Origin of the sequence: Photobacterium sp. GB-50 (assembly GCF_003026755.1) — a bacterium.
Classification (GTDB): Bacteria; Pseudomonadota; Gammaproteobacteria; order Enterobacterales; family Vibrionaceae; genus Photobacterium.
Genome location: NZ_PYNX01000004.1, coordinates 230660 through 257224, shown reverse-complemented (window position 1 = coordinate 257224; position 26565 = coordinate 230660). Strand labels below are relative to the sequence as shown.

Below are 26565 nucleotides of genomic sequence, written 5' to 3'. Positions count from 1 at the left end.
ATGCAAAAGTTAATCGGTGCCATCATCATTATTATTTGTGTTTTTGGTGGCTATGTTTGGGCTGGCGGAAATTTACGTGCGATTTGGCAACCTGCTGAATTTTTAATTATTGCCGGAGCAACATTGGGCTCCTTGATCATTGGTAACCCACCGCATGTTTTAAAGGAAATGCGTCAGCAATTTCGTCAAGTACTCTCGCCTCGTAATAATGAGGCTCAGTACTACATGGAATTAATGGCATTACTGCAAACCTTGCTTGATACCGTTCGTAATAAAGGCTTTAAAGCACTCGATGAGCATATTGAGTCACCTCAAAGCAGCACGATTTTTAATCGCTACCCTCTCATTAAGCATGACCATCATGTTATTTCTTTCATTACAGACAATTTACGTTTAATGGCAATGGGACAAATGTCGCCTTATGAACTTGAAGGGTTACTAGAACAAGAAATCAGTGCAATAGAAGAAGACTTACTCTTGCCTTCGCGTTCTATGCAACGTACCGCAGAAGCCTTACCTGGATTTGGTATTTTGGCAGCGGTCATGGGGATCATCATTACCATGCAAGCCATTGATGGCTCTATCGCCATGATTGGCTATCACGTTGCTGCCGCATTAGTCGGTACTTTTCTTGGAATTTTTGGCTGTTATTGCATTCTAGATCCTGCCAGTAATGCCATGGCACAGCGTGTTAAACGCAATATGTCAGCATTTGAATGTATAAGAGCAACACTTGTCGCCTATGTCGCTAAAAAGCCGACCTTATTAGCTATTGACGCAGGAAGAAAACATATTCAGCTAGACATTAAACCTACATTTAACGAAATGGAGAGGTGGCTAACTGAACAGGAGGGATAATGCAGAACACAGAGCAGATCGTCTTTAAACGTGCAACAAAACGACATTCACATGAACATCACGGTGGCGCATGGAAAGTCGCTTTTGCTGATTTTATGATTGCTCTTATGGCACTATTTTTAGTGCTTTGGTTAATGCAAGTGGTTGATCAAAAGGAACGTAAAGCCATTGTTGCTTATTTAAATAGTGCCAGTGTTTTTGACGAAGGCGCTGGCAATCCTTTTGATACCGCCAACAGCTTATCCCCTATTGATTTCGGTGGCGAAGCTGCCGATCTAAGTTCTCACAATGCAGCGATGACAATAAAATCGTTTTTTGATGGTAACGGTGATGGCCCTGAAAGTGATGCGTTAATTCCAGGTAGTTTTGAAACCCAAGCGCAATTAGCGATCCTTGCTTCAGTTGTTGAAGAAACCGCTAAGCAAGTATCAGCTCAAGGTAATATTTCAGTTGATGTGACACCGCAAGGGTTGAGGATCATTTTACAAGATGACTTCAAACAAAATATGTTTCATCGTGGCAGTGCTGATTTAACGCCCTTTTTTGAAGATGTATTATTAAACATTGCCCCTATTTTTAAACAAATCAGCAATTCACTGATCATCAGTGGCCACACAGATGCGACTCCGTTTAAACGCCAGTTTAGTAATAGATCAAACTGGGAACTCTCTTCTTCCCGTGCCAATGTCGCAAGACAGACGCTGATTGCTGGCGGCATGCCAAGCAATCGAGTACTTCAAGTTGCAGCAATGGCAGAACGTGCCCTACTGAACAAACAATCCCCTAATGCCAGTGAAAATCGTCGAATTGAGTTATTTATCTTAACGACACCCGCAGCCAGTGTTGTAGATGCTCTTTTTGGTACAGGAAATCCTGATAACATTGTTGATAAAGCTTACGAAAAAGCGCGTCTTAATCAACCCGTGCTACGAAGCGACTATATAAACCATTCAGTCACCCAACCAAAAGAAATACAGCCCGTCGTGTCTAATTTATAAGCTATGTTTTATAAATATTGAATACAATGCTTGGTTTTGGTGAGATTTTAGTGGATGTGTGCCCAATGACTCATACACAAATAAAACAGCGTAAAGCTGATAATTTACAAAAGACTTTTCTCTGGCTGATCGTCATTGATTATGTTCTGCTGTCTTTTTTTCTATTTCAGCTTGGTTCGCTAGATTTACGTACTGGCACAATGATCAGCCTGTTATTGATCTTTTATAATGGTTTGTTAGCGTTTTTTTGTTTTCATCGCGCGAATAGAATAGATGATAGCTACATTATTTACCCTATCATCTCGGCTATATTGCTCGCTTTCGTCTGCTTCTTGTATTTCTTCTTTTTAGTGGCTTAACGTCGACGACAAAAAAATCTTACCACTATTTTCCCCAGCCAAAAGCTAACCGCAAACAATGAGATAAAAAAGACACTACTACATGCGTACGCCCACATAGCAGATAAACGAAAGAAATATCCAAAGCTAAATGCTATGCCATTAAATGCTTCAAATGGCATCTGTAACCATGGCGTATTGGAAGAACTTCCTATTGTTGCAACGACACAAATTAAAACAATGCAGGCAATACATAAGCCCAGTTTATTTTCGACATGCTTCATTTTATTCATCAGCTCAGTATTCGTTATTGTGTTTCATAAACGAATATATAAATTACCATAGAATGACTTCAGCATTAATTGAAGCAAGACAATTAAAGAAATAGAAAAATACAAATGGATAAATCTAAAACGGGTTACCCAGCAGTCATCATTAATCACTGCTGGATGCCCCTTTAATCGTTACTTCTTCACACACACGACGATTGCATTACCTGATTCCCCATTCCAAGGAATAAGTTTCTCGTAGTCATGTTCAAACATATGAACATCGAAATATGGCTCAAGTAGTGCTTGAAGTTCAATAAAGCTCACCGCAACCATTGGATGCTCATCATGCCAAATTTCAGTATTGAGTGTGTCGGCTTTTTCAATACTCAATTTCAGCGCTTGTTTCTCACCTTCACCTTGATAATACCAACCAGAGCTAAAAGTAAAACGACTGTTATCATGTTCCACACTGTGGCTGACAAAGTAATTATTGTTGATTAAGTTCTTTTCAACCGCATTGAAACAAAATATACCATCTTCTTTTAATGCCGCATGTGCACTTTCAATACAGCGCGTTAAATTGACAAGACCGTCACTGTAATGAATCGAATATAAAAAACAGGTAATCAAATCCAATGGCTGATCAACTTTAAATTCGCACATATTCTGTAAAACAAAGTCGGCTTCTGGACAGCGAAGTTTTGCTAGATCAAGCATTGGCTGATTGATATCTAAGCCAGAACTTTGAAAACCATGATCAATAAAGTGACGAACATGAGGACCTGTTCCACAGGCAAGATCTAGATGTCGCGTACCTTTATTACCAAATAATTGGTGAAGTCGACGAACACATTCTGCTTGGGCTTGGTAGTTAATATCTGCACACATGAGATCGTAGTAAGAAGATAGATCAGTGTACAGCGCAGTAGAAGATGTTGTAGTCAATTCGATATACCATACAGGAGTAATTGACGCGGATAGTATAGTAATTACTAATCGTTAAAAAACACACTTCTTTGTCGTAACGATAAATATGATTAATCAAAAACCGCGAGATCAATATTGCTTGGATGTATTCCAAAAACGCTAAGCTAAAGCTCACCTAATACATCAGATTACATTTTATTTTTTACATCCCGTTACAAAATAAAACGTGAGTTCAAAGCCTTGCTTATAAACTCACCTTTCACATAGGATAAAAGCATACTTTTACAGCTAAATTTAATCATAACGCAATGAGTTAAATATTATTTCAATGTATTAGCAGCACCAAAGACGTATTACTCAAACTTTCGTTTTCAATTTTTATACGCTTGGTGAAATATAAGGGAATAATTATGGCGATTAAATTTCAGTTTTTTACGCTTAACAACGACAGAAAACAATACACTTTTATAGATATGTCATCTTCGACATTTCTGAAAGAGAAAGAAGCATTACTGTCTCAAGGCTTTGAAGTGTTAGATGATGTGATTTATGCAGAAACAAGTGAAGAAGCAGTAGAGCACTATAAGTCGAACTTCATCTACGTATTAGAAGAATATAACAAAGCTGATAATCCCTTTTATAGTGTATTACTCATTTTCGAATCTATTCGAGATTACTTTAAGCGTAAGTAATTAAAACAAAACTATTTAGCTAAACTCATCGTATAGATACTTTGTTATTTCAATACGATGAGTTTCTCTTTATGCATATATTGATATTAGGTGGCACAGGTGGCATTGGTTCAGCCTTAATAAAAGCATATCTAAGCCAAGATGCAGTCAATCATATCCATGCGACATACCACAACAGCCATCCAACTATTGAATACCCTCAACTTACTTGGCATCGTACTGATGTCAGCAAAGATTCTGATGTGGCTAAATTATCAGAAACAGTTGGCCAGCTTGATATCGTGATCAATACGGTTGGCATGTTACACAATGGCGATATGATGCCAGAAAAAACGATTACTCAATTTGATAGTGATTTTTTCAATCAAAATATCGCAACGAACGTATTACCTACACTGCTCATCGCTAAGCACTTATCTCCTAAATTAAAATCAAAAACATTGAATTACTTTGTTACTGTTTCGGCAAAAATTGGCAGTATTGAAGACAATCATTTGGGTGGATGGATAAGTTACCGAAGTTCAAAAGCAGCATTAAATATGGCTTTGAAAACCATTAGTATTGAATGGAAAAATAAAAAATTTAATACCTGTGTATTCGCTTTTCACCCCGGCACGACAGACACAGACTTATCAAAGCCTTTTCAACGCAACGTGCCAGAAGGTAATTTACAAACGCCAGAAAAAGTCGCTGCAGCATTAATTAACTTGCTACAGCGACTGAGCTTAAAAGATAATGGAAAATTCTTCAGTTACGATGGCACTGAAATTCCATGGTAGTTAATAAATTATCCATACTAATAAGGAGTGGCCACTACCCACTTTCCTGATTCAAAAGGGGGATGTACTAGTGGCCTTGGTATTGAGCATCTACAGGTCCAAAAGCTGCTGCATAATATGCGGCACCAGCAGAAACGGCACCATAAACAGCATTTTGTATAAAACCGCCATCACCTCCAGCATCCACTCTTGATATTTCATCTACAGTTAAATTATTCCTTCTATATTATAAATACACTACAATCATTTAAAATTATAATATAAAAATATCATACACATTCTCGTTACATTAACGAATAACTCTTTTATGGCAACAAACTTTTGAAATGAACATTGGTATAAACGCTACTATTGATATTAATATTAATTTAGTAAAGAAAGGAAATTTAGAAATTACAATAAAACTTATACAAACAGATGATATTACCATGTAAAAATAATAAGAATTTTTAAACTTTATTTCAGAATTACATTTAGAACACACTACCTTTTTTCGAACAGATAATTTATATAAATCATATATACTTATCGTTTTATTAAAACAGTTAGGACAACTTTTCATTTGTAGTCTCTTCTCCTTATATATCAATAAATAAATTTTCACCTTCATTCCATGACATTGGTTGGAGAACATACCTATTTTCAATCATGAAATCTGAATAAGTATTGTCATCAACCCATGCCCATATTACGTAACCAGAATATTCTAACTTTCCTTTCTCTCTTATTAAGAAAAATTGATCATGAAGAATTGCAGGTTTAACCCAGTTCAAGAAAGAAGATATATTCAAATTACTATTTTTTTAATAGCAACTTCAATCAAAAGACTAATTTAATAACATATTTTTCTTTTCCTATTTGATTCCTATCTAAAAACAATGAATTTCTTTTACTAACAGGGACTTTTATAATCGCGCTCAAGGATTTAAACCATTTAGTTGATTAACTTAAAACTAATATTATCAAGGTATTGAATAATCAAAAGTTATTTATCAAAATGTATCTAAAATATTAGACGCAATTCATAGATAAAATTTTTATTACACCCCTCTTTCAAAAAGCAATAATAAAAACATATCACCAAATAAAAACAGATTTAAAGCACCTTTAACTACCTAAAGGTGCTTTAATACGCAATATTAATATTAAATTTAATATTTATTCTTATTTAATGTTAACCATAAAGCGTCAACATGATATAAAAAACCAGACAAAACACACGCGTCATAAATATGTAATATTTAAATCACAATGATACTATAAAGATAATGGAAAATTCTTCAGTTACGATGGCACTGAAATTCCATGGTAAGGATTAAAAAATCCAGCTATATAAGTAACCTGAACTCATAGCCATGGTTAAAACAACCGCAACAAAAGCAATAATCATTGGTGTTTTAAATATTGATTTCAATAAGATAACTTCTGTTAAACTTGCGCCAGCACTACCAATAATTAATGCCATCACCGCCCCTAATCCCATTCCTTTTGCAGCTAATGCGGCACTTAATGGAATGACAGCTTCTGCACGAATATATAATGGAATACCAATGACAGCCGCTACCGGAATGGCAAATGGATTATTATCACTTGCTATTTTTGCAATGAATTCAGTTGGCATAAAACCATAAATCAATGAACCAATAGCAATACCACCGATTAAGTATGGCAGTACTTTTTTGAAATCTTTCCATGTTGTATTCCAGATTTTTTTCCATTTATTGGTTTCAACTTTCACTCCACCACAGCTTTTAGCACCACATGATGATTCAGGTTCAATATAGGCTTCTGGTTTTACAAAGCGCTCAAAATTGAGCTTTTCTAATAGCACGCCGGCAATAACAGATACACCCATCGCCATCACAAAATAGAATGCCGCAACTTTAATACCAAAGGTTACAACAAATAAGCCAATGATTACGGGGTTAAGCAGTGGACTCGCGAAAAGGAACACCATCATGGTGCCAAAACCCGCTTTAGCTCTGAGTAATCCTTTTAAGAACGGAATTGTCGAACAAGAACAAAACGGAGTAATAGCTGCTAATAATGCAGCAACAACATAACCGTGACCTTTCTTTCCGCTTAATATCCTCTGAATTTTTTCCGGTGGTATATAACTTTGTAACACACCAACCAAAAAGCTAATCAACAAAAACAGTAGCGTTAACTCAGTCGCCAAAAAGAGGAACATCTCTAACGTATCTTTGAACATCACAACACCAATCTATATTTCTAGAATAGTCGAAATATAATTGATCTTTATTGGCTAGATCAAGACATTTCCAGTAATATCGAAATATAAATTTAGTGAGGGTATTAACAATGAATACAGAGATCATTGCTAAGGCATTGAAAGAATTAGGACATCCGACACGATTGATGATTTACAAAACAGTGATTAGAGCGGGTCATCAAGGTATTGCTGTTGGGGGATTACAAGAAAAGCTTTCTGTTCCTGGCTCAACCCTCTCTCATCATATTGCCGGGCTGGCCTCTGCTGGGCTCATTTCACAACGCAGAGAAGGACGAACTTTGTTTTGTGTCGCTGAATATCAGAAGCTGGATTCTGTGATCGCCTATCTACAAGATGAATGTTGTGCAGACGAAAATCAGCAATAAACATGCAGTCAGTGACATTATTTCAATAAAGCGACAACCGTATGACGATGTACATTTGCTTGTGCTGCTAAAGAGCGATACGTTGCACTAAATTGCTGGTTTCCAGCCCCCGAGAGTTGGCTAAGCTTTTCTTCTACTTGCTTAACATCTCCCAGCGACGTGTTTGCCTTCGCATCTGCCATTTGTTTAGCCAATACCGCCTGATAAGCTTTGATATCATCAAGGCTTTGTTGCACTTGCCGTAAATGTTGGTTCACTTTTACTAAAGTATCGCGAATTTGCTCACGGTTATTAAAAGTAAATTGACTATCTTCAATACCTTCTGGCTCAGGCTTAATCGTGAGTGTATTGGCCTGTCCTGCAGGGTATCGATGCCCTTGACCAATAACCTGTACTTTTCCTTCCAACCCTTGAAAGCTTTGCTCATTGGTTCGAAATACAATATCGCCGTTATCTTGTTGCGATGCTCGAAGACCAAAAGGGATTACATGACGATCTATTTGCGAAACTAAGGCTTTATCGCTTAATTTCGCATCCATATTCACAACAACCGTTCCTAACTGTTGAAAGCTTAATTTAATCAGTTCACTGTGCTCTCGCTGACGCTGAACATTCAGACCGGGAACAGAAAATGTACGTGTTATTGGTCTATCAATATTAACTTTAAGCTCTGCATCAATAACACGAAGTCCGTCGCTCTTAGCGTTATTCAATGTGTGTTTTATCGAATCAAGATGATGATTCGCATTGCTTTGAGCTGACGGAGAAACTGCGCGTTGAGCAATAAGCTCAGTACTTAAGATCTTCTTTATGGCTTGTAAGTCACGCCCTACAACGCCTAAAGCTTGTTGTGCTATTTGTACCGATGTTACTTGCTGCTGCCCCTTGGCAAGTAAGGTTTTAGAAACCGTATATCCATCTTGCTGATAGCTTAATTGTTTTAAGTTCGAACCCGCAATTTTCTTGGTATCGATTGTGTCTGCGGCTGACGGAACAATGGCAGCTTGCTTGCTCGCATTAGCAAAATTTATACTCTGAGTTCTGACTTCCGATGTACTTGTCACCATAATTCTTTGCTACCTTACAATCGCTTAAACAATGAAAGGTCGTTAATTTTCATATAGCTTGCCTGTGTAGCCTGAAGCGCAGCCATGTAATTATTTAAACGAACCGATGCTTCACCATAATCCAACGCTTCTAGATCATTGGTTACGGCTTCAACAAATAACTTATTATCACCATGGCTGGTTTCCATTAAATCTAAATTATTATGGCGCCCACCAATATCGGTTACTGCTGCTAATACATTATCATGCGTCGTATCTAGAGTATTTAACGTTGCTTGTAAGGTGTTATTGAGATTTGCTGTCGGGGCTTGTAACTCGGTTATCGCGGCGTCAATCTGATTTAAGATATTATTACCGCCAAGATCGAGCATTTCTTGTGAAGCAAAATTGGCTTCCATCGTAACGCCTTTGGCTACCGTCACTACCCGCTTATCACTATTACCTTCAAAAATATAACCACCAGCAGGTTGTGCTGTAATCGCTGGGACATCACTTTGAGTACCGGAAAAAAGGTAATTACCCTCTTCATCTTGAACATTAAATGAAGACATAAAAGCATCGCGTAAGCTGACTAATTTATTCGCATAACTTTCTCTATCAGCATCTGAGATGGCACCATTTGACGCTAGTAACAACGTATCTCGCATATCTTTTAACGTATCACTTGCAGCCATTAAATGAACTTCTTGCGACGATAACGCGGTTTTCACATTATTAATGTTGTCTTGGTACTGATTTATCGCGCTATTTTCACGATCTAAATTCAATAAGTTAATAGAATCAATTGGGTTATCAGATAATTTGAGTAAGCGCTGACCAGTCGACATCTGCGCTAACACTTCCCCTAAGCCTTGGTTATTCTTTGATAGGCTAGTTAACATTAGCTGGCTAAATTGCGTATCACTGACTCTCATCATTCATCCCTTACAATAATCGTAATACTGAGTCGAACAGTTCATTGGCTGTACTGATCACTTTCATGTTTGCTTGATAAGCATTAGTAAATGTCATTAGGTTTGCCGCTTCTTCATCACTGTTAACCGCACTTAAATTATCTCGTGCTGCATTGGCTTGACTAAATAAGGTTTCTGCGGCTTTTTGATCAACGGCGGCTTGTCGCGTTTCTATTGCCGTTTTACCCACCATAGAAGCAAATGCATCATTCAAGGTCACACTCCCTAACCCTGTGATCGCCATTGGTTTCGTCGACAAATTGATCAAGGCTTGTAACGTATCACTGTTACCCGGTGTCCCATCTGAAGATAATGCCAGCTCAGCCGGTGTGATCGCGGTGATATCAAGGCTGGCCGCTGGTGAATTGGGATCGAATGAAAACAATGCTTGGCCTGGATTACCGTTTAAATCAAAACCCGTCGCGAGTACCTGATTAAATTCGGTTGCTAGGTTTTGTGCCATCTCATCAAGGGCTTGTTGGGTCGGTTTTAAGGTGTCTTTAAGATAGCTATCAAATGCTCCTAACTGCCCTCCTAACTCACCTGTAACTGCAAAGGTTTGCCCAGAAAAATTAATTTCAATATTCTTAATAAACGGCTCATTAACTATCGGAGTCGATTTTAATTGCGCAGCATCACTACCTAAGATCAAGGGCTGACCCGATGCCAGAGTGACTTGTAGGCTACCATCTGGTTGCTGGGTTGAACTGATCTCTACTACTTCAGATAGTTGTTTAATTAATACATCACGTTCATCAATAAGCTGAGAAGGATTACCGCCTGTCGCTTGTGTCTCAACAACGCGATGGTTTATATCAGCAATGTTGTTCATTAAGCTATTAGCATGCTCAATCGACGCCGTGGCCTTGTCACTGATACGTTTACCTTGACCATGTAAAGATTCAGACAAGGTATTAAAGCGACGAGATAACGCTTTAGCTTCATTAATAATTTGCTGGCGATTAGGGGTAGATTCAGGTTTAAGCGTCGCGTCATTTAGCGCCGAATATAAAGAATCAAGACCAGCACTAATGTTAAAGCCCTCGCCACCTAAAAGGCTTTCGAGCATCGTCATATTGTCTAAATTCGCATTGCTTGCTGCTTGTTGACTGGTTGCTGCCCATGTTTGCTTTACAATAAATTGGTCTGAAATACGACGTATGCTGGCAACGTCAACACCACTTCCCGCACTTAATATATCGTTGCCAGCAAGAGCACTCATCATTGCCTGCTGTCGACTAAATCCTGGCGTATTAACATTAGCAACATTATGAGCAGTAACATCAAGCGCCGTTTTATTGGCATTTAACCCTGTTAAACCAATATTAATCATATTCATAGCGATTACTGCTCCTTGTAAGATTGCAATGATTGTTGAAAAGCAGTACACGTTCGAATCGCCAATTGATTGGCCGCTTCATTGTTAACAGGCTTTGGTGTGTCTTGTTTTTCCAGTACTTGATGAGTTAATGCGGCACTATTTTGAACATCATTAAATCCTTGGTTAGGATTTAACTGTTTCATCAACATTTCTTTAATGCCTGTTTGCTGTTGTTTCGCCATTTCAATCGCTAACTGGCCATCATAAAAGTCGCGATAGACGCTCTGTTGTTTACTGGAAAATGGATTATCTTCATCAGCCAAGACATCACTGCTACTTCGCATCTGGCGTAAAACCATTTGTAAAAACATCGCTTCAAATTGCCCTGCAACCACCTCTAAACCTTGCTCATCAGATAGCGAATGTTTGATTTGCTGCAAACCATTATTATCATGGTATAGAACATTATTTTTGTTCATTACGCTGATATTGTCGTCGAACTTCATCTAACTCTCCTAAATCACTACCAGTTCTGCATTCAATGCGCCTGCTTCATGTAGCGCTTGTAGAATAGACATAAGATCATCAGGTGACGCACCTAAGCTGTTCACGGCATTTACGATAGTATTAAGCTCAGTCCCTTCAGGCCAAATGTACATTTGTGCCTCATCTTGGTTGATATCAACTTTAGAATTATTGACTCGCTCTGTTGTACCTTGGCTAAAAGCGTTAGGCTGGCTGATTTGATCACTTTCTGAAATCGTCACGGTAAGGTTACCGTGGCTCACAGCCGCTTCACTCACACGGACATTTTTGCCAACCACAACCGTTCCTGTTCTTGCATTAAATACCACCCGCGCGGCTGTTCTCCCTGTCATCACTTTTAAGTCTTCCAACATCGACATAAAAGTCACCCGCTGTTGTAGGTCTTGCGGCGCACGCATTTCCACTCGACCTTTACTTACCGCAGTCGCCACTTTTGGACCGAAAGTCGCGTTGATTGCACGGGAAATATTTTTCGCGGTGGTAAAACTCGGTTGGCGTAAATTTAACGTGACGATGCTGCTGTTATTAAAGTCCGTCGGTATTTCTCGCTCTAACGTGGCACCATTAGGAATTCGCCCTGTTGTGGGTGTATTGACCGTGATTTTTGAACCACTTTGCCCTTCTGCTTTTACCCCTCCAACGACGACATTCCCCTGTGCAACAGCATAAACTTCACCATCGATACCTCTAAGTGGCGTCAATAATAAAGTACCGCCACGTAGGCTTTTTGCATCACCAATAGAGGAAACAACAACATTAAGCTCTTGACCGGGTCCCGCCATCGCTTCAACGGTGGCTGTCACACTCACTGAAGCGACATTTTTTAGCTTTGGATCGATCCTATCACCAATTTGTACCCCAAACTGACGCAGCATATTGGTGATAGACTGGCTGGTAAATTTCACTTGATTTCGATCTCCTGAGCCATCAAGACCAACCACCAAACCATAACCCACCAGCTGATTTGAGCGTATGCCTTGCACATCCACTAAATCCATCATAGGAACTGCTGTTTTAGCGCTAACGTTAAGTGGCATCCAACCCAACGTTACCCACAAAAAAGACAGGATAAAATAAACTATTTTTTTCATTAGAAAGGCATCCATGGGCTAGTGAAAAATTGCGTTAACCAGCCTGCAGCATTGCTATCAGCCAGTGCGCCTCTGCCAGAATAAGTGATCCTCGCATCACCAATACGTTGAGAAGACACTTGGTTATGACGATTAACATCATCAACCCGAACCACGCCTGTTAAGCGTATGTATTCATCCCCTTGGTTTAGTCGGATCCACTTTTCACCACGGATCATCAGCACGCCATTAGGTAATACTTTATGTACAGTGACAGTGATTGCCCCTTGCAACTTATTGCCTTGAGTGCTGGCAGCAGTACCATCAAAACCACGATCACCGCTAACACTGGCTGAGAGATCATCAAAGGTTTTATTACCTAATGTTGGCGCTGCAAATTCAATAGAGGAAGATTTACCAAACTTGGTATTGGCTTTTTTGCTTGACTGCGTTTGCTCATCCAACTCCACCGTTAATACATCGCCGACCCGATAGGCACGGCGATCTTGAAACAAGGTCATCGAATAATTATGGCGATACAAGCTGCCATGCTTGGCTTCAGGTAAGCTGTAATCAAGATCCGGTGGCGCAAATGCAGCATCATTAGGTTCAGGCGGAATAAACTCTTCACGCACCGCACAACCTGATACAAATGAGAGAAAACATAGCAGCATTAAAAGCGTCTTCATCCTCACTCCTTACACGGCTTGAGCGACAAATTTCAGCATGTCATCAGCGGCAGAAACGACTTTGGCATTCATTTCATAAGCGCGTTGAGTGGTGATCATATCAACCATTTCTTCAACCACTTGCACGTTCGAACCTTCTAGCGCCCCTTGTTTCAAACTGCCTGCGCCATCAGTGCCTGCAATCATCTCTTGCGGCTGACCACTGGCTTGTGTCTCTTTATAAAGGTTACCGCCCACCGCTTCTAAGCCTGCTGGATTAATAAATTTCGCTAAGGTAATTTGCCCTAACTCTTGCGGCTGAGGATCCCCTGCTAGCGTCGCCGTGACAAGGCCATCAACACCAATGGATATCGTATTCGCTTCTTCAGGTATTTGAATTTGCGGTTGAAGTGGCAGACCTTGTCCGTTCACCATTAAGCCTTCAGAGTTAACGTGAAACTGGCCATTACGGCTAAACATCACTTCACCATCGGAATTTTCTATTTGGAAAAAGCCCGATCCCATTACAGCAAGATCCAACTGTTGTTGGGTATTTTGTGAATTCCCTTGCGTAAACACTTTTTGTGTACCGACTACACGCACACCACTACCAAGCTGTACTCCACTCGGTAATTGATTTAACTGATCAACTTGCGCCCCTGGTTGACGTTGAATACTGTAAAACAAATCTTCAAAAACAACACGATCACGCTTAAAACCTACCGTATTAACATTGGCAAGGTTGTTGGAAATCGCAGTCATTTTTGTATCTTGTGCTGCCATTCCTGTTTTACTGACCCAAAGTGCTGAATGCATGATGACTCTCCTTGTAATTATGTTTACCTACGTGATTAACGTGGGTTCATTAAGCGGGTTCCAGCTTGTGCTAAAGTTTCTGCGGTTTTCATCATTCGCACTTGCATTTCAAAGTTACGAGTTAGCGACATCACACTAACCAGCTCATTAATCGCCGACACGTTACTGCCTTCTAAATGCCCAGCCGTCATCGCTACACTCGGGTCTTGAGCAAAGACTTGGTCATTTACTGGATGTAATAAGCCATCACTTTGTTTTTGCAGTTGATTAAACTCCGGATTAACCAACTTTAATTGTCCGACTTCAAGCTTGGCACCACCGCCAGGAGGCACCACAGTCACCACACCTTTATCGCTGATTTCCACATCTTGATGTTCTGGTAGCACTAAGGCTTCCCCTTCTGACATCAATGGAAAACCGTTAACTCGCATCATGCCTTGATCATCAACACGAATGTTGCCAGCACGGGTATAGGCTTCATTACCAGCGACAGTTTGTACGGTAAAAAAGCCATCACCATTAATCGCAATATCCAGTGCGCGCCCTGTTTTGATCACATCCCCTGCATCAAAGCGTGTCGCTGCTGAGTTAGTTACAACCATAGTGCGACCATCAAATCCCGCGCCCTGTAACGGGATACTTTTCACTCGCTCCATATCAGCACGAAAACCTGCTGTGTCAGCATTTGATAAGTTATTTGAACGCACGTGCTGCGCTTTCATCACTCGGCTTGCGCCACTGGTTGCGGTATATAAAAAACTATCCATAACAGCCTCTCACTACACCGCGTTAAAGAGTGATTGCGTTAATTTATCTGACGTCGATATAGTTTTGGCATTCGCTTGATAGTTGCGCTGAGCGGTCATTAGGCTTACCAGTTCACTGGTGAGATCAACATTTGAGCCTTCTAAAGCGCCAGCAACTAATCCACCTAAGGTCCCCGTACTTGGCGCACCATTAACTGGGGCACCCGAGCTGAAGCTTTGGATCCAAGAAGTGCCATTGGTTTTTACCAATCCTTGAGGGTTGGCAAAATCAGCCAGCATCACTTGACCTTGTAACTGAGATTGTCCATTAGTGTAAGTAGCAAACACCATCCCATTATCTTCAACACGCACACCAGCAAGCTCACCCGAGGTATAGCCATTCGGCGCATTGGTACTCACGCCAAAATCCGCACCAAACTGAGTCGTCCCAGCTATATCAATATTGATATTCGCCGCATCCGCACCTGCAGGGTTGAAATTCACAACAAAAGGAGTCGTTGGTGATTGCAATGTACCGTCGGTATTAAAAACAACATTTTGGGTTTGCGTCGGGGTAGCCGCGCCATCAACGACCACATTTACCTGCCACTCATTGGCATTGGTTTTGGTGAAGTACTGTGTAACGGTGTGGGGGTTACCTAAAGAGTCATAAACTTTAGAAGTATAAGAAGAGTTAAAGCTGTCAGTCGCATTAGGGTCGAAAGGATTAATGGCAGGATCAATCACACTAGAACGGGCATCTAAGTTAGCCACAAAAGCAAGCTCATCTGTCGCTTTTGCTGGCAGTGAACCGGTGGTGATTTTTAAATTACCGACTGCGCCAGCTTGTAAATTGTTATTCGCATCAACGGTATAGCCTTGAAGCTTGGCGCCATTATTACTAACAATGTTGTTATCTTTATCAGAACCAAACACGCCTGAGCGGGTATATAAGGTTTGCCCAGTATGATCTTTAGTGACAAAAAATCCGCTTCCCGAAATCGCCAGATCTAACGGTCGACCAGTCCCTGTAATTGAACCTGTTTTATCAAAGTTCTGCGAAATAGCGGCAACTTCAACCCCTCCGGCTTGCATACCATTGTATACCGCTGAAAATTCAGTACGTGACTCCTTAAAACCCGAGGTAGAAACATTGGCAATATTATTACTAATAGTATTTAACTGAACATTGGTTGCGTCTAATCCACTTAATGCGATATCAAAACTCATAACTTCCTCTTCTCTTCATTCCTTGATTACTTTCGTTCACGGTCTAAACCAAGCGAAAGCTTAAATAGATTTACTCGCCAAACTGGCTAATTTGATAAAACGGTACTCGACCAATACCTTCAACATTTACCAACGCGGCACCGCCATTAGAGGGCACGCGGACCTGCGATACTTCTCCTGCGAGCAGAACACTGGGTTGTGGTATATCTTTCGCCACCTCAACACTGATTTGATATTGCCCTTTAGCTAAACCCAACGCGTTAGGATCAATCGTAAATTCTACTTCCCCCTTATTTTTAGGGCCTAACGGCATCACTTTTTTATTACCAAGTTGATCTGTTAAAACAATCGAGACGGTACTCGATGCATGGTCTAATTCGATCCGTCCTTGCTGCTTAGCATCCGTTAATGCAACCTCATTACCTTCAACATAAACGGTTTGCCCTACTAACCCTGCCGTTGACAGGACTTGCATGTTATCCAGTAAAACCATGCTGTTTTGCATCAACTTCGCCATATTCTCGGTACTTTCAACCTGAGAAAATTGCGCTAATTGGCCGACATATTCAGTGCCATCAAGCGGATTTAACGGATCTTGATTTTGAATTTGAGCCACCATTAAATTAATGAATTCATTTTTTAATGAGTTAGCATCGTTGGCATTATTCGGGTTACCCGCGACAGCCATATTGGTCGACTCAATCGCAGGCACATCGGTACTCAGTGCGTTAAATTGTGCAATGGTCATCAGTTACCCTCACCTAAACGAAGCAACCCTTGCTGCATGCTTTTTACATTACTCAGCACTTCTACATTGGTTTCAAAACTGCGGGTAGCTGACATCATGTCTGCCATCTCTGCGACTACATCTATATCAGGGTAATAAACATACCCCTCTTCATTGGCCAGTGGGTTACTCGGCTCAAAGCGTTTTTCAGCCTCTCCAGCATGTTGAACCACATCCATAATGCGCACTTCAGCACTCGGGTAATCTGCTTGATCCCCTGTTAATTGAGTTTTGTTGTAAACGGTGGCGAATACAGGTTTTAACGCCTTGTAAGCATCATTAGGATTAGCGGCAACAGCATCGGCATTCGCTAAATTACTTGCGACAGTATTTAAACGTATGGTTTGCGCATTCATTGCAGAACCCGCTATGGAATAAATATCAGTAAATGCCATTGTTAACGTCCTTTAATCACGGCAGCTAAGCCCTTAAATTTCATATTCATAAACGTTAAGCTGCTCTGAAAATCCATGTTGTTTTTAGTAAACTTTGCCTGCTCGACACTGAGCTCTACCGTATTGCCATCTTTTGAGTTCTGGTAAGGCACAGCGTAACCATCAGACACCACAAGTTGTGTCGGGGCTTTTTGTACTTTTCCAAAACCCATTTGACTTACAATGGCATCAAAACGAATATCTTTTGCTAGGTATCCAGGGGTATCTACATTTGCTAAATTACTGGCAAGCACTTTGGCTCTTTGCACCCGAAAATCGAGCGTTTGAGGATGAACACCAAGTGCATTTTCAAAACTTATTGCCATTAACCACTCCTTAGACAGTACAACCAAGATTGCAATAGAGTGTATTAATCCAAAATTCGTGCCAAAATATTTTTTAAATATTATCAGGGAGTTATATTTAAATACGGAAAGTTAACTTCCCATAGGGGAAATAATCGGAAAGGAAATAACACGATTGAACTAAATGTAATTATTCCTTTGATACTATTAATGAATCTATTTCAAACTTAATAACAGTTTTTATATTTAACTATCTCTATCTCAACATTTAAATATAATAAATATCTAGACATACCTGCATAAAAAGCTTGACTAAACACTAGGTATGAAGTTATTTTCCGCTCTCAAACCACATCATCCACATAGAAATATAAGTCTAATAAGTATTGGCACTAATCTTGCTCTTAATTATTAATACAAAAAACTTATCGAGAGAAAAATGTTTAAATTTATAGTTAGTTTTATTTTATTATGCTTATCACAATCAAGTTTTAGTGAAGAGATAACCATAACATTTATAGGAAAAGTAACGGAACCCGCAGAAAGAATAATATCAAGCAAAATCAAGAATATAGATGATATCAAGTCAGATAAAAGCCGTTTTAGTATCAAAGAAGAAGAGATACCATCAAACCCTTTAGCAAAGTTATATATCATGACTTACTATTGATGCTAAGTTATTATTAACAATTGAGTTTTAATATTTACAAGAGCACTCTTAAACCTAAATTATTTATTAAATCATAAGGTTATCATCAATAAATCAGATAACTTCATCTAATTAATGCCTTTGTAGAAAGCGACTATTAAAGGCATGCTAATTTAACATTAATAATGTAACTAAGAGTGAACATGTTGAAGATACTTGAAGTGGTGTCAAACCCAGCAAAAAAAGCATTTGTGAGTTTAACGTATTTAATAATTCTAGTTATATTTTTACCTTTTAGCGTTTTTGCTGATAATTTACAAGAGGTTAAATTAATAACCTCAAATAGCGTTAATATACAGAAAATTAAAAGCACCTTGGTAGACGAAATAAAAAATGAAATCCAGCATTACAGTGATATTCATGGCTGGAAAAAAGTGGTTCCAAATATAAAGGTCAATATTCCGAAGGCCATATCATCATTACCTCATTGCCCTGAACCTGTTCGTTTTACTGCACAAGATAATCAATCTCAGCCCGTAGGCAGATTAAAAAGACAAGTTAAGTGTGAAAGCCCAACAGTGAACTGGCGACTCAATGCAACGGTTTATGTCCAATTAACACTTCCAGTAATGGTAGCCCGCACGTTAATCCATCGCGACGAGGTTATTACAATGGATATGCTCGACAGCAAAAAACTGCAACTAAAAGCACCTAAGAACATCATCACTGATGCGGATCAAGTGATAGGGTTACATGCCATCCGTCGAATTCGCCAAGGACAACTGATTACTGAAAACGTGTTAAAAAAGCCGTTTCTGATTAACAAAGGGGATCAAGTACTGATTGTCGCTAAGAAAGGTAAATTTGAAGCATCAACCAAAGGAATGGCGTTAGAACATGGAAAAATGTACGAACAAATTAAAGTAGAGAATACAGCAACTCAAAAAGTCATTCATGCTCGTGTTGTTGCACAAGGGAAAGTAGAAACAATATTTTAAAATAAGCAAAAATAACCGCTACATTAAATATAAGCATTGATAACAAATAGAGCTCAACTTGTTGTTTTATGCTTCGCATCCCGACATTACATAAGAACAATCAACAATGATTATGCTTCTGTGAGAAAGCCCTATTCTTTTAATGAATAGAGCTACTTAATGTTTCGGTTATCAGCAATCAGATGTGAACAATGTAAAATGTGGTTTAGCTAGATTATCAACGTTATATTGTAAGTAGCATTTCTTTTGTTCAGGGTGACTATAGTAATCATTTACTTGTGGGAAAATTCTAAAATCACCGTCTGTATTTGTATAAAATTCAATGTTTAATTTGTGTGTTGCATTACCCTTTTTATCCAGAGGGTATACGTCAATATTAGCCAGTTTTTTTATTGCTTCGATGCCTGAATATTCAGTTTTAGAGCTAATAGAGCTAAACCACGGGTAATTATCATAATTTGATATACGAATGCCTTTATTTTCATTACTCGGTGTAGTGGAGCTTCCACTAAGCATAAACCTATAGCCATACTTATCAGTATAAATGTTTGCAGATGGTAATTCCGTCTTTGCTGCAAATATAGCAAATGAAGACTCTAAGGCCCCTTTTGTCGCTTTTAGGGTAGCTATTCTTGCATCACGCTGAATATTTAAGAATTTTGGGACTGCAACGACAGCTAATATTCCTAGAATAACAATAACAACGACGATTTCTATCAGTGTGAAACCTTTACTTTTTTTCATTCAAGACGCTCAACATGAAAATGGATTAAGCCATGCGTGATTTTAAACAATCACAATGAGTTTTCGGTATGCATAACAGCTTTGTTTCTTCGAGACCGTTCGATTACTATATCCACGAACGTTATCTATCGTATACGCTCTAACACTATTTTCGATAAAAATACTGAAACTGTCATTTCTTATTTAATCTTCCTATGAGTTTGGTCGCCTAAGTAAACTAAGCGTCTTGTTTAGGAATTAAAACGATGAAAATAGATAAAATTGCAACCGCGCAGTTTTCCCATACCCAGTTAAAACCAGCAGAACAACAGCCAAGTACTCTGCCCATCAAAAATAACGTCATAAACACACCCAGCACCATTGATAGCCAACTGTTAGCACAAGCACAGCAACCGTTAAATGCTCTACCTGATGTGGATATGGCAAAAGTGGAACAAATCAAAAATGCTCTAAACCGTGGGGAAATCAACCTCGATATTGAAGCGCTTTCGAGTGCGATTTTGCAATTTCATACCGGTCATGAATAAACACATTGCTAATATTATATGGAGTAAAACATGCCTAATCCTCACAATAAACAGCAAATGCTCACTGTACTTATAAAAGACATTCAGTGCGATATTGTTGATTACCGCCAGCTTTATCAACTGATGTTAAAACAGCACCAATGCTATTTGAAATTTGATGGTACGTTACTTTCGCAGCTAACGGAACAACAACTGCCACTGCTAAGCAAACTGACACAACGAAGCCAACAGCGCGCACAACAACTACATAAGCTCGGTTTACCCATTAATAATCAAAGCATGAATAAACTGATCCATGCTTTACCAAATGCAATAAAAAGCAAACTTCAGCAACAATGGCAAACGTTAGAAACCTTAGTAAAACAGTGCCATGACTTAAATCAGCGCAACGGAATATTATCAGCGAACTTCAGCGAATTGCTCAATCAAGTGTATACTCAAATGCCCCAACATAATGACAATAACGCTTATAGCTCACCGCATTTAATGCAGTATTAAAATTAAAGGCTAATGAGGTATCATTTGGGCAATAAAAAATGCACTATTCTCTCTCTACCTCTCAGTATGTTCATCATGCTGATTTTGTTATTGTTTGCAAATCCTAACCAAGCATCCACGCCAATACCCACCAAGTACCAAACGCAATTTGAACAACAAGTCAGTAAACATTATCAACGATTATCACCGCATAAAAAAGTGATCAATAAACAGTTCACGCGCCATCAAACAACGGTACAGCATATAATCAAACGGCTTGATGCTAAAAAGCTACCGCGTAATCTGGTATTAATACCAATGATTGAATCGACATTCGATCGCCATGCCGTCTCTCACGCAAAAGCGGCTGGTCTTTGGCAGCTCATGCCCGCAACAGCAAAGCGTTTTGGTTTAACTGTCTCCAAGACTAAAGATGAAAGATTCAATATTGCCCGTAGTACCGATGCTGCTATACAGTATTTGATCTTTCTCTATAACAAATTTGATCAAGATTTAAAGCTGACTTTAGCAGCCTATAATTCAGGGGAAGGACGTGTACAACGGGCATTAAAACGCGTCGTGGATAAACATTTTTCAGCTCTACGCTTACCGAATGAAACCGTTGATTACGTGCATAAATTTTACGCTTTAGAAAAGTTGGTCGATCTTGATACGTTAGTAAGCTCAATACCGAGAGCCCAGTCTCCCTTCGCAATCAATGCAGTATCTATTAATAATGATGTCGTGTTTCTAAAACAATTATTTGAAACCAAAACAGTGATTAACATGAAACCCATAAAGCCAATCATTACGCTTAAATCTTTATCAGACTAATCTAAAGAAAAATAACATAATTAATCAGCAGGTTGCCTAGTTGCAATAAAACGTTAGGAGAAAAATGCAATAGAAAAAACAATAAAATTACGGTAATAACAGAGGAAGTTTGCGGCGCCCAAAAATCTGAGAGCATATCGCTATTTGTTTCTCAGATACTTGGTCATAATGTATAAGGCTTTGATATAAATTGCTAAGGTAGTCTTGTTCCCAATGACTTAACGTTCAAAATAGAGTAATAATGCATGCATCATTAATCTTCTGAATAATTAATGAGCTATTGATCATAGCTCCCACTCTTTATCCCATTCGCGCTGCATGTGTAAGTTTTCAATTCGCTCGCGAACACTCACTTTTCTTTCTGTTGTCTTTGGTGCTACTTTTCTTTTTGTTTTAGCTTCTGTAGTTGTTCGTTTGATGTCAGTTTGCTTTGTCATGAATGTCTCTCTGTTAATACATAATCGTAAATAGCTATATCGGTCGATAATTGAATGTTGCCGTTATCAAGCAACAATAGTGCATGATATGGAAAGATATAGATAAGCTAGGAGGTCAATATATGGCTTTGCTGGTGAAGTTATTCAATTCATTAAAAGTAATATAAAGACTTGTTTACATAATACCAAAATTATTGCATAACTTCCACACAAACATTTTTATTCGGATTTGTAAACTGATTTTTTCTAACCAAATACCTTATGGTTCGCTTCTTGTTGTTCCCTGATGTAGATAATTAAAATCATCTATATATGGATGAATAAAAAACTATATATCAGAAACTTAACAATGAGTTAACAACATACGCAGGGTGACTTGCTACGATAATAATAAATAAGAGAAAGAAGAGTAGGAAATAATGGATATCGAGATCTATCAAGTTGATGCTTTTACCAATGAAACATTCAAAGGTAATCCTGCGGGTGTTTGCATTACAAAAGAAACGTTATCGAATGATTTAATGCTATCGATTGCAGCGGAAATGGCAGTATCAGAAACCGCTTTTTTATCATTAAATAACATGAACTTAAAATGGTTTACACCTCAAGCTGAAGTCAAACTATGTGGCCATGGTACACTTTCCGTTACTCATATTTTAAAAGAAAAAAAACTTTTTAACGTTAATGATACCGTGACATTTAATACCCTGTCAGGATCATTAAGCGCCTTAATTAGATCATCAACTATAGAACTCGATTTTCCGGCACCAATACTTGATTTTAATATCACACCATCCACAGAATTGTTAGCGTCTTTAGGCATTGAAGCTACACATGTTATTGCTTATGGTATTTTTGATTCGAAGATATTTATTGAAGTTGATAACGAAGAGATTGTATTAAATCTTGCGCCAAACTTTGATCGCCTAACAAAAATTGATGGTCGTGGTGTGTTAATTACTGCACCAACTCAGCGTGATGATCTTGATTTTATCTCTCGCTTTTTTGCCCCTTGGGTTGGCGTTAATGAAGATCCCGTAACAGGTTCAGCACACTGTGCTTTAACACTTTACTGGTCAGAAAAGCTCAATAAAGTAAAACTTAATGGTTATCAAGCATCTGCGCGTGGTGGATATGTCAGCACCGAGTTATTACCCAATGAACGTATAAAACTCATAGGCTCAGCGATTACAACCATAAAAGGTACAATGCAGTTACCTAATGTATAACGACATCTGATATATACGATATTTAGAACATGGCACATCATTGGAAAACATAAGATAGCAATGCCGTTTTGGGGTATGATGCGGCATTGAGTTACTTAAAGATAACTGTGTTTTTCAAGCTATGAACATCCCAATTAAAAATGAAACCACACCTGAAGTCTCATGCTCTAACTGTAAAGCATGCTGCTGCCGTTTAGAGGTGATGATTATCTCAGATACAGGTGTACCAGAAAGGCATATCAAACGAGATATGTGGGGAGGTGAAACTATGCTTCGACTCGCTGATGGTTGGTGCTCTGCACTTGATAGAGAGACCTTCATGTGTACGATTTATGAAAACCGTCCTTGGATTTGCCGCGAATTTGAAATGGGCTCTTACGAATGTGTTGATGAGCGTACTGAATTTCTATAGCTCCAATATCTATCACTAACGAGTTAGCGCTTACATTTTATATAAATGCTAACTCGTCTACCTTACTCAATTAAAGGCGGATCCCTTCAACATTGAGTTCTAACTCAACCTCTGTAGAAGCAGGGCCTAAATTTGTTTTAATATCATAATCTTTCAATGAGATCATTGTAGTACCAACAAATCCACGACGATAGCCGCCCCACGGATCATTACCTGCACCAACATGTTTAACATCAATCGTAACCGGCTTTGTAACGCCATTTAACGTTAAATCACCTGTCATGGTAGCGTTGCCATCCCCCGACTCTTTAAAAGAGCTACTAACAAAAGTCGCTTCTGGAAATTTTTCAACATTTAAAAAATCACTGCTGCGTAAATGTTTATCACGCTCAGCATGGTTGGAGTCCACACTCGCCGTTGCTATATTCACTTTAACTTTTGATGCTTCAGGCTGCTTTTCATCATAACTAAACTCACCATCAAAGGTATTAAAACGCCCTACCAACCAACTGTAACCAAGATGCTGGATCCGAAATTGAATCGATGCATGTGAGCCATTAGTATCGATTTTATAATCGTCTGCTAGCGCTACTGATGACATACTAGCCGCAGCCAAAAGTGTGCAAGGAATAAAAGATCTTAGTAGGCGCTTTTTCATCATAATCTCCGTTTATGTCGTAATACGTCTTATCTAATTTTGTCATTATGCTTTGCCTAGCATGCGTTTTAGCGTGTTATCTTTATCTATAAAGTGATGTTTTAACGCGCCAATAGCATGTAAAAGAGCAAAACCAATCAACACACAAGCACCATACCAGTGAATAGTACCCGCGATATCTTCTTGATTTTGAATACTTGTAAGCGTTGCTGGAATATCAAATACACCAAAGATACTGATCGCTCTTCCATCGGCAGTTGAGATCAAGTAACCACTGAACATCACCACAAATAACAGCAGATACAATAGCCAATGCGTTTTTTGTGCGAGCCATTGCTCCCATTGAGCATGACTAGAAAGAGTGGCTGGTGCGTCAGTTAATGCTCTTAATAGCAACCTTACGATCAATACAAAGAATAAGATCAAACCAGTACTCTTATGAGTATCAGGCGCAGTGTTATACCAAGCATGATAATAATTTAAATCAACCATCCACCAGCCAATCGCAAATAATCCAACGACAGTCAGCGCAACCAACCAGTGAAGTAAAATAATCATGGGGTTCCAATTTTTATTTGGTGTTTTTTTCATGGTTATTCGCTCGATGAGGAAAGTTGTTTTTAGCATAATAAACAAATAAGTAACAATTTATTAACCAACTTTGTCAGTGTTTGTGTATCAGACCGCTATATTTATTCGCATAGAAGATAAAAATGGATATTTACCTGTAAAGTGATAATGCTCTTTCGCATAAAAAACACTCGCTAAATTAAGGTTCAGGATTGCTAAATAGAAATGATAACGGATAATAATGCGCTTGTTTCCCTACTTGTGTTCAGTGTTATGCGTCTTGATAAATTTATTTGTAAAAGTACCCAACTGACTAAAGCAGAAGCCATAGAGCGAATACACGCCGGTAATATTAGCGTCAACGATGCTGTAATTATCAATGAAACAACACAAGTACATGAGAATAATACCGTTATCATGGATGGCAAAAGGCTAATTGCGCGTGAGTTTCGCTATATCCTAATGCATAAACCTGCGGGCACTATCTGCTCAAATATTGATGAAGTTTATCCCTCTCTATTTAACTACCTTGATATTGAAAATATCGCTGAATTACACATTGCAGGGCGTTTAGATGCGGATACCACAGGAATGGTACTGATCACTGATGATGGGCGTTGGTCATTTAATATCACATCACCAAATCAAAAATGCAGTAAAGTTTATCGGGTTGGTTTGTCTCGAGATATTGCGGCAGACGTGGCCGAAAAATTTAAAGCAGGGATCAAATTACAAGGCGAACAAAAGTTAACCGCACCAGCGATATTAACCATTATTTCAGTGAAAGAAGTATTGCTGACGATTACTGAAGGCAAGTTTCATCAGGTTAAGCGCATGTTTGCCGCTGTTGGTAATCGCGTCGTGTCTCTTCACCGTGAAGCGATTGGCGAGGTGACGCTTGATCTTGAAGTCGGGCAATGGCGTTACCTAACCAAAGACGAAGTCGCCTCTTTTGTTAAAGCTGATTAACCAAAACAAATACTGAAATATACAAAATCCGACTCATTTACCTTTCCTCGAAGAAAATGTAAAAGCCGGATTTTGGTTATAACAACACCGTACTATTTACAACAAAGCTAACACTCAACGCTTATTTATATGCACCAGCACTGTAGTGTAATTCATAGCTATGAGAGTAAATTTCAATGATGTTACCAAATGGGTCTTCCATGTAAATCATACGGTATGGCTTCTCACCAGGGTAATAAAAACGTGGTGCTTTCATACGTTTTTTACCGCCAGCTGCAACGATCTTTTCTGCAAGCTCTTCAACATTAGGATCTTGAACACTAAAGTGGAATACCCCTGTCTTCCAATACTCGAAGTTATCTTCAGGATTGGTTTGGTTTTTAAACTCAAACAGTTCGATACCAATACGATCACCGGTTGATAAATGTGCAATACGAAAACGCTCCCAGTTACTACCAAAAACATCTGTGCACATTTCACCAATCGCGGAATCATCTTCAATAATTTCTGTTGGTTCCATGATCACATACCACCCCAGAACTTCGGTGTAAAACTTAACCGCAGCATCAAGGTCAGGTACTGAAATACCAATATGAGAAAAGCTACGTGGGTAAGTCTGATTTGTCATGGTTTGT

General features: G+C 38.9%; 34 protein-coding genes. 13 read left to right on the top strand and 21 right to left on the bottom strand.

What is annotated here, in order from left to right; genetic code table 11:
- The 3 genes from motA to C9J41_RS08385 all read left to right on the top strand — a co-directional run bounded on the left by motA (position 1) and on the right by C9J41_RS08385 (position 2215).
- Complete coding sequence (gene motA, locus C9J41_RS08395; RefSeq protein WP_107208364.1) at positions 1 to 858, top strand: flagellar motor stator protein MotA; 858 nt, start codon at positions 1 to 3, stop codon at positions 856 to 858.
- Positions 858 to 1856, top strand: a complete 999-nt coding sequence (locus C9J41_RS08390; protein WP_107208363.1) for a flagellar motor protein MotB — start codon at positions 858 to 860, stop codon at positions 1854 to 1856. Before motA ends, C9J41_RS08390 begins: the two co-directional genes overlap by 1 nt.
- Before the next feature lie 65 nt (positions 1857 to 1921).
- Positions 1922 to 2215 carry a hypothetical protein gene (locus C9J41_RS08385; RefSeq protein WP_107208395.1) on the top strand — a complete coding sequence of 98 codons (294 nt, stop codon included), beginning with the start codon at positions 1922 to 1924 and terminating at the stop codon, positions 2213 to 2215.
- Here the strand turns inward: C9J41_RS08385 and C9J41_RS08380 are convergent.
- Both C9J41_RS08380 and C9J41_RS08375 read right to left on the bottom strand, forming a co-directional pair.
- Positions 2212 to 2487 carry a hypothetical protein gene (locus C9J41_RS08380; RefSeq protein ID WP_107208362.1) on the bottom strand — a complete coding sequence of 92 codons (276 nt, stop codon included), beginning with the start codon at positions 2485 to 2487 and terminating at the stop codon, positions 2212 to 2214. The genes C9J41_RS08385 and C9J41_RS08380 overlap by 4 nt on opposite strands.
- A 171-nt stretch (positions 2488 to 2658) precedes the next feature.
- A complete protein-coding gene (locus C9J41_RS08375) occupies positions 2659 to 3354 on the bottom strand; it encodes a class I SAM-dependent methyltransferase (RefSeq protein WP_199187102.1) in 696 nt (231 codons plus the stop codon).
- Between the two features lie 449 nt (positions 3355 to 3803).
- Here C9J41_RS08375 and C9J41_RS08370 point away from each other — a divergent pair, with 449 nt between their 5' ends.
- Both C9J41_RS08370 and C9J41_RS08365 read left to right on the top strand, forming a co-directional pair.
- The gene (locus C9J41_RS08370) at positions 3804 to 4085 is read left to right on the top strand and encodes a hypothetical protein (RefSeq protein WP_105062575.1); all 282 of its coding nucleotides are present in this window, start codon (positions 3804 to 3806) and stop codon (positions 4083 to 4085) included.
- A gap of 71 nt (positions 4086 to 4156) precedes the next feature.
- Positions 4157 to 4864 carry an SDR family NAD(P)-dependent oxidoreductase gene (locus C9J41_RS08365; RefSeq protein WP_107290754.1) on the top strand — a complete coding sequence of 236 codons (708 nt, stop codon included), beginning with the start codon at positions 4157 to 4159 and terminating at the stop codon, positions 4862 to 4864.
- Positions 4865 to 5442: 578 nt separating this feature from the next.
- On the opposite strand, the gene C9J41_RS22155 is transcribed toward C9J41_RS08365, so the two are convergent.
- Positions 5443 to 5655 carry a toxin-activating lysine-acyltransferase gene (locus C9J41_RS22155; protein ID WP_107290753.1) on the bottom strand — a complete coding sequence of 71 codons (213 nt, stop codon included), beginning with the start codon at positions 5653 to 5655 and terminating at the stop codon, positions 5443 to 5445.
- Between the two features lie 524 nt (positions 5656 to 6179).
- Entirely contained in the window at positions 6180 to 7076 is an 897-nt protein-coding gene (locus C9J41_RS08355; protein WP_107246762.1) for a permease, read from the bottom strand.
- A 110-nt stretch (positions 7077 to 7186) separates the two neighbouring features.
- Between C9J41_RS08355 and C9J41_RS08350 the strand changes: the two genes are divergently transcribed.
- Positions 7187 to 7483 (top strand): helix-turn-helix transcriptional regulator, encoded by a 297-nt coding sequence (locus C9J41_RS08350; protein WP_107246763.1) that lies wholly within the window; start codon positions 7187 to 7189, stop codon positions 7481 to 7483.
- Between the two features lie 17 nt (positions 7484 to 7500).
- On the opposite strand, the gene C9J41_RS08345 is transcribed toward C9J41_RS08350, so the two are convergent.
- The 12 genes from C9J41_RS08345 to flgB all read right to left on the bottom strand — a co-directional run bounded on the left by C9J41_RS08345 (position 7501) and on the right by flgB (position 17447).
- Positions 7501 to 8550 carry a flagellin gene (locus tag C9J41_RS08345; RefSeq protein WP_107208357.1) on the bottom strand — a complete coding sequence of 350 codons (1050 nt, stop codon included), beginning with the start codon at positions 8548 to 8550 and terminating at the stop codon, positions 7501 to 7503.
- Positions 8551 to 8564: 14 nt separating this feature from the next.
- On the bottom strand, positions 8565 to 9464 hold the full coding sequence (flgL, locus tag C9J41_RS08340) for a flagellar hook-associated protein FlgL (protein ID WP_107208356.1): 900 nt from the start codon (positions 9462 to 9464) through the stop codon (positions 8565 to 8567).
- Between the two features lie 10 nt (positions 9465 to 9474).
- Positions 9475 to 10842 (bottom strand): flagellar hook-associated protein FlgK, encoded by a 1368-nt coding sequence (flgK, locus tag C9J41_RS08335; RefSeq protein ID WP_107208355.1) that lies wholly within the window; start codon positions 10840 to 10842, stop codon positions 9475 to 9477.
- Positions 10843 to 10847: 5 nt separating this feature from the next.
- Complete coding sequence (locus C9J41_RS08330; protein WP_107287752.1) at positions 10848 to 11330, bottom strand: rod-binding protein; 483 nt, start codon at positions 11328 to 11330, stop codon at positions 10848 to 10850.
- Positions 11331 to 11339: 9 nt separating this feature from the next.
- Complete coding sequence (locus tag C9J41_RS08325; RefSeq protein WP_107290752.1) at positions 11340 to 12461, bottom strand: flagellar basal body P-ring protein FlgI; 1122 nt, start codon at positions 12459 to 12461, stop codon at positions 11340 to 11342.
- Entirely contained in the window at positions 12461 to 13129 is a 669-nt protein-coding gene (gene flgH, locus C9J41_RS08320; RefSeq protein WP_005364296.1) for a flagellar basal body L-ring protein FlgH, read from the bottom strand. Before flgH ends, C9J41_RS08325 begins: the two co-directional genes overlap by 1 nt.
- Positions 13130 to 13138: 9 nt before the next feature.
- A complete protein-coding gene (gene flgG / locus C9J41_RS08315; protein ID WP_107290751.1) occupies positions 13139 to 13924 on the bottom strand; it encodes a flagellar basal-body rod protein FlgG in 786 nt (261 codons plus the stop codon).
- A gap of 35 nt (positions 13925 to 13959) precedes the next feature.
- Positions 13960 to 14691 carry a flagellar basal body rod protein FlgF gene (locus C9J41_RS08310; protein ID WP_107246772.1) on the bottom strand — a complete coding sequence of 244 codons (732 nt, stop codon included), beginning with the start codon at positions 14689 to 14691 and terminating at the stop codon, positions 13960 to 13962.
- Between the two features lie 12 nt (positions 14692 to 14703).
- Positions 14704 to 15900 (bottom strand): flagellar hook protein FlgE, encoded by a 1197-nt coding sequence (flgE, locus tag C9J41_RS08305; RefSeq protein ID WP_107246773.1) that lies wholly within the window; start codon positions 15898 to 15900, stop codon positions 14704 to 14706.
- A gap of 70 nt (positions 15901 to 15970) precedes the next feature.
- Positions 15971 to 16648, bottom strand: coding sequence for a flagellar hook assembly protein FlgD (gene flgD / locus C9J41_RS08300; RefSeq protein WP_107208348.1), 678 nt, complete (start codon positions 16646 to 16648; stop codon positions 15971 to 15973).
- Complete coding sequence (flgC, locus tag C9J41_RS08295; protein WP_005364289.1) at positions 16648 to 17082, bottom strand: flagellar basal body rod protein FlgC; 435 nt, start codon at positions 17080 to 17082, stop codon at positions 16648 to 16650. Before flgC ends, flgD begins: the two co-directional genes overlap by 1 nt.
- 2 nt (positions 17083 to 17084) lie before the next feature.
- Positions 17085 to 17447 (bottom strand): flagellar basal body rod protein FlgB, encoded by a 363-nt coding sequence (gene flgB, locus C9J41_RS08290; protein ID WP_107246777.1) that lies wholly within the window; start codon positions 17445 to 17447, stop codon positions 17085 to 17087.
- Between the two features lie 831 nt (positions 17448 to 18278).
- On the opposite strand from flgB, the gene flgA reads away from it, so the two are divergent.
- Positions 18279 to 19073 (top strand): flagellar basal body P-ring formation chaperone FlgA, encoded by a 795-nt coding sequence (gene flgA / locus C9J41_RS08280; RefSeq protein ID WP_233217723.1) that lies wholly within the window; start codon positions 18279 to 18281, stop codon positions 19071 to 19073.
- A 171-nt stretch (positions 19074 to 19244) separates the two neighbouring features.
- On the opposite strand, the gene C9J41_RS22140 is transcribed toward flgA, so the two are convergent.
- The gene (locus tag C9J41_RS22140; RefSeq protein ID WP_107259785.1) at positions 19245 to 19817 is read right to left on the bottom strand and encodes a prepilin-type N-terminal cleavage/methylation domain-containing protein; all 573 of its coding nucleotides are present in this window, start codon (positions 19815 to 19817) and stop codon (positions 19245 to 19247) included.
- A 245-nt stretch (positions 19818 to 20062) separates the two neighbouring features.
- Here C9J41_RS22140 and flgM point away from each other — a divergent pair, with 245 nt between their 5' ends.
- The 3 genes from flgM to C9J41_RS08260 all read left to right on the top strand — a co-directional run bounded on the left by flgM (position 20063) and on the right by C9J41_RS08260 (position 21655).
- Positions 20063 to 20344, top strand: coding sequence for a flagellar biosynthesis anti-sigma factor FlgM (flgM, locus tag C9J41_RS08270; RefSeq protein WP_107259787.1), 282 nt, complete (start codon positions 20063 to 20065; stop codon positions 20342 to 20344).
- A 30-nt stretch (positions 20345 to 20374) separates the two neighbouring features.
- On the top strand, positions 20375 to 20842 hold the full coding sequence (gene flgN / locus C9J41_RS08265) for a flagellar protein FlgN (protein WP_107290750.1): 468 nt from the start codon (positions 20375 to 20377) through the stop codon (positions 20840 to 20842).
- A gap of 75 nt (positions 20843 to 20917) precedes the next feature.
- The gene (locus tag C9J41_RS08260) at positions 20918 to 21655 is read left to right on the top strand and encodes a lytic transglycosylase domain-containing protein (RefSeq protein ID WP_107259789.1); all 738 of its coding nucleotides are present in this window, start codon (positions 20918 to 20920) and stop codon (positions 21653 to 21655) included.
- A 284-nt stretch (positions 21656 to 21939) separates the two neighbouring features.
- On the opposite strand, the gene C9J41_RS21915 is transcribed toward C9J41_RS08260, so the two are convergent.
- Positions 21940 to 22092, bottom strand: coding sequence for a hypothetical protein (locus tag C9J41_RS21915; RefSeq protein WP_199187097.1), 153 nt, complete (start codon positions 22090 to 22092; stop codon positions 21940 to 21942).
- 419 nt (positions 22093 to 22511) lie between these two features.
- On the opposite strand from C9J41_RS21915, the gene C9J41_RS08250 reads away from it, so the two are divergent.
- Entirely contained in the window at positions 22512 to 23321 is an 810-nt protein-coding gene (locus C9J41_RS08250) for a PhzF family phenazine biosynthesis protein (RefSeq protein WP_107287751.1), read from the top strand.
- 121 nt (positions 23322 to 23442) lie between these two features.
- Complete coding sequence (locus C9J41_RS08245; protein ID WP_107208340.1) at positions 23443 to 23733, top strand: YkgJ family cysteine cluster protein; 291 nt, start codon at positions 23443 to 23445, stop codon at positions 23731 to 23733.
- Positions 23734 to 23803: 70 nt separating this feature from the next.
- Here C9J41_RS08245 and C9J41_RS08240 read toward each other — a convergent pair whose 3' ends face one another.
- Positions 23804 to 24391 (bottom strand): YceI family protein, encoded by a 588-nt coding sequence (locus C9J41_RS08240; RefSeq protein WP_107290749.1) that lies wholly within the window; start codon positions 24389 to 24391, stop codon positions 23804 to 23806.
- A 45-nt stretch (positions 24392 to 24436) separates the two neighbouring features.
- Positions 24437 to 24982: a cytochrome b gene (locus tag C9J41_RS08235; protein WP_107294448.1), complete on the bottom strand. Its 546-nt coding sequence runs from the start codon at positions 24980 to 24982 to the stop codon at positions 24437 to 24439.
- 252 nt (positions 24983 to 25234) lie between these two features.
- Here C9J41_RS08235 and C9J41_RS08230 point away from each other — a divergent pair, with 252 nt between their 5' ends.
- On the top strand, positions 25235 to 25930 hold the full coding sequence (locus tag C9J41_RS08230) for a pseudouridine synthase (RefSeq protein ID WP_107294469.1): 696 nt from the start codon (positions 25235 to 25237) through the stop codon (positions 25928 to 25930).
- 121 nt (positions 25931 to 26051) lie between these two features.
- Here C9J41_RS08230 and C9J41_RS08225 read toward each other — a convergent pair whose 3' ends face one another.
- A complete protein-coding gene (locus C9J41_RS08225; RefSeq protein ID WP_105061909.1) occupies positions 26052 to 26558 on the bottom strand; it encodes a lactoylglutathione lyase family protein in 507 nt (168 codons plus the stop codon).
- Positions 26559 to 26565: the final 7 nt, after the last annotated feature.

Excerpts from the sequence above, each read along its gene's own strand:
- motA (WP_107208364.1), top strand. The coding sequence starts at position 1 with ATGCAAAAGTTAATCGGTGCCATCATCATTATTATTTGTGTTTTTGGT.
- C9J41_RS08390 (WP_107208363.1), top strand. The coding sequence starts at position 858 with ATGCAGAACACAGAGCAGATCGTCTTTAAACGTGCAACAAAACGACAT.
- C9J41_RS08385 (WP_107208395.1), top strand. The coding sequence starts at position 1,922 with ATGACTCATACACAAATAAAACAGCGTAAAGCTGATAATTTACAAAAG.
- C9J41_RS08380 (WP_107208362.1), bottom strand. The coding sequence starts at position 2,487 with ATGAATAAAATGAAGCATGTCGAAAATAAACTGGGCTTATGTATTGCC.
- C9J41_RS08375 (WP_199187102.1), bottom strand. The coding sequence starts at position 3,354 with ATGTGTGCAGATATTAACTACCAAGCCCAAGCAGAATGTGTTCGTCGA.
- C9J41_RS08370 (WP_105062575.1), top strand. The coding sequence starts at position 3,804 with ATGGCGATTAAATTTCAGTTTTTTACGCTTAACAACGACAGAAAACAA.
- C9J41_RS08365 (WP_107290754.1), top strand. The coding sequence starts at position 4,157 with ATGCATATATTGATATTAGGTGGCACAGGTGGCATTGGTTCAGCCTTA.
- C9J41_RS08355 (WP_107246762.1), bottom strand. The coding sequence starts at position 7,076 with ATGTTCAAAGATACGTTAGAGATGTTCCTCTTTTTGGCGACTGAGTTA.
- C9J41_RS08350 (WP_107246763.1), top strand. The coding sequence starts at position 7,187 with ATGAATACAGAGATCATTGCTAAGGCATTGAAAGAATTAGGACATCCG.
- C9J41_RS08345 (WP_107208357.1), bottom strand. The coding sequence starts at position 8,550 with ATGGTGACAAGTACATCGGAAGTCAGAACTCAGAGTATAAATTTTGCT.
- flgL (WP_107208356.1), bottom strand. The coding sequence starts at position 9,464 with ATGAGAGTCAGTGATACGCAATTTAGCCAGCTAATGTTAACTAGCCTA.
- flgK (WP_107208355.1), bottom strand. The coding sequence starts at position 10,842 with ATGAATATGATTAATATTGGTTTAACAGGGTTAAATGCCAATAAAACG.
- C9J41_RS08330 (WP_107287752.1), bottom strand. The coding sequence starts at position 11,330 with ATGAAGTTCGACGACAATATCAGCGTAATGAACAAAAATAATGTTCTA.
- C9J41_RS08325 (WP_107290752.1), bottom strand. The coding sequence starts at position 12,461 with ATGAAAAAAATAGTTTATTTTATCCTGTCTTTTTTGTGGGTAACGTTG.
- flgH (WP_005364296.1), bottom strand. The coding sequence starts at position 13,129 with ATGAAGACGCTTTTAATGCTGCTATGTTTTCTCTCATTTGTATCAGGT.
- flgG (WP_107290751.1), bottom strand. The coding sequence starts at position 13,924 with ATGCATTCAGCACTTTGGGTCAGTAAAACAGGAATGGCAGCACAAGAT.
- C9J41_RS08310 (WP_107246772.1), bottom strand. The coding sequence starts at position 14,691 with ATGGATAGTTTTTTATATACCGCAACCAGTGGCGCAAGCCGAGTGATG.
- flgE (WP_107246773.1), bottom strand. The coding sequence starts at position 15,900 with ATGAGTTTTGATATCGCATTAAGTGGATTAGACGCAACCAATGTTCAG.
- flgD (WP_107208348.1), bottom strand. The coding sequence starts at position 16,648 with ATGACCATTGCACAATTTAACGCACTGAGTACCGATGTGCCTGCGATT.
- flgC (WP_005364289.1), bottom strand. The coding sequence starts at position 17,082 with ATGGCATTTACTGATATTTATTCCATAGCGGGTTCTGCAATGAATGCG.
- flgB (WP_107246777.1), bottom strand. The coding sequence starts at position 17,447 with ATGGCAATAAGTTTTGAAAATGCACTTGGTGTTCATCCTCAAACGCTC.
- flgA (WP_233217723.1), top strand. The coding sequence starts at position 18,279 with ATGTTGAAGATACTTGAAGTGGTGTCAAACCCAGCAAAAAAAGCATTT.
- C9J41_RS22140 (WP_107259785.1), bottom strand. The coding sequence starts at position 19,817 with ATGAAAAAAAGTAAAGGTTTCACACTGATAGAAATCGTCGTTGTTATT.
- flgM (WP_107259787.1), top strand. The coding sequence starts at position 20,063 with ATGAAAATAGATAAAATTGCAACCGCGCAGTTTTCCCATACCCAGTTA.
- flgN (WP_107290750.1), top strand. The coding sequence starts at position 20,375 with ATGCCTAATCCTCACAATAAACAGCAAATGCTCACTGTACTTATAAAA.
- C9J41_RS08260 (WP_107259789.1), top strand. The coding sequence starts at position 20,918 with ATGCTGATTTTGTTATTGTTTGCAAATCCTAACCAAGCATCCACGCCA.
- C9J41_RS21915 (WP_199187097.1), bottom strand. The coding sequence starts at position 22,092 with ATGACAAAGCAAACTGACATCAAACGAACAACTACAGAAGCTAAAACA.
- C9J41_RS08250 (WP_107287751.1), top strand. The coding sequence starts at position 22,512 with ATGGATATCGAGATCTATCAAGTTGATGCTTTTACCAATGAAACATTC.
- C9J41_RS08245 (WP_107208340.1), top strand. The coding sequence starts at position 23,443 with ATGAACATCCCAATTAAAAATGAAACCACACCTGAAGTCTCATGCTCT.
- C9J41_RS08240 (WP_107290749.1), bottom strand. The coding sequence starts at position 24,391 with ATGAAAAAGCGCCTACTAAGATCTTTTATTCCTTGCACACTTTTGGCT.
- C9J41_RS08235 (WP_107294448.1), bottom strand. The coding sequence starts at position 24,982 with ATGAAAAAAACACCAAATAAAAATTGGAACCCCATGATTATTTTACTT.
- C9J41_RS08230 (WP_107294469.1), top strand. The coding sequence starts at position 25,235 with ATGCGTCTTGATAAATTTATTTGTAAAAGTACCCAACTGACTAAAGCA.
- C9J41_RS08225 (WP_105061909.1), bottom strand. The coding sequence starts at position 26,558 with ATGACAAATCAGACTTACCCACGTAGCTTTTCTCATATTGGTATTTCA.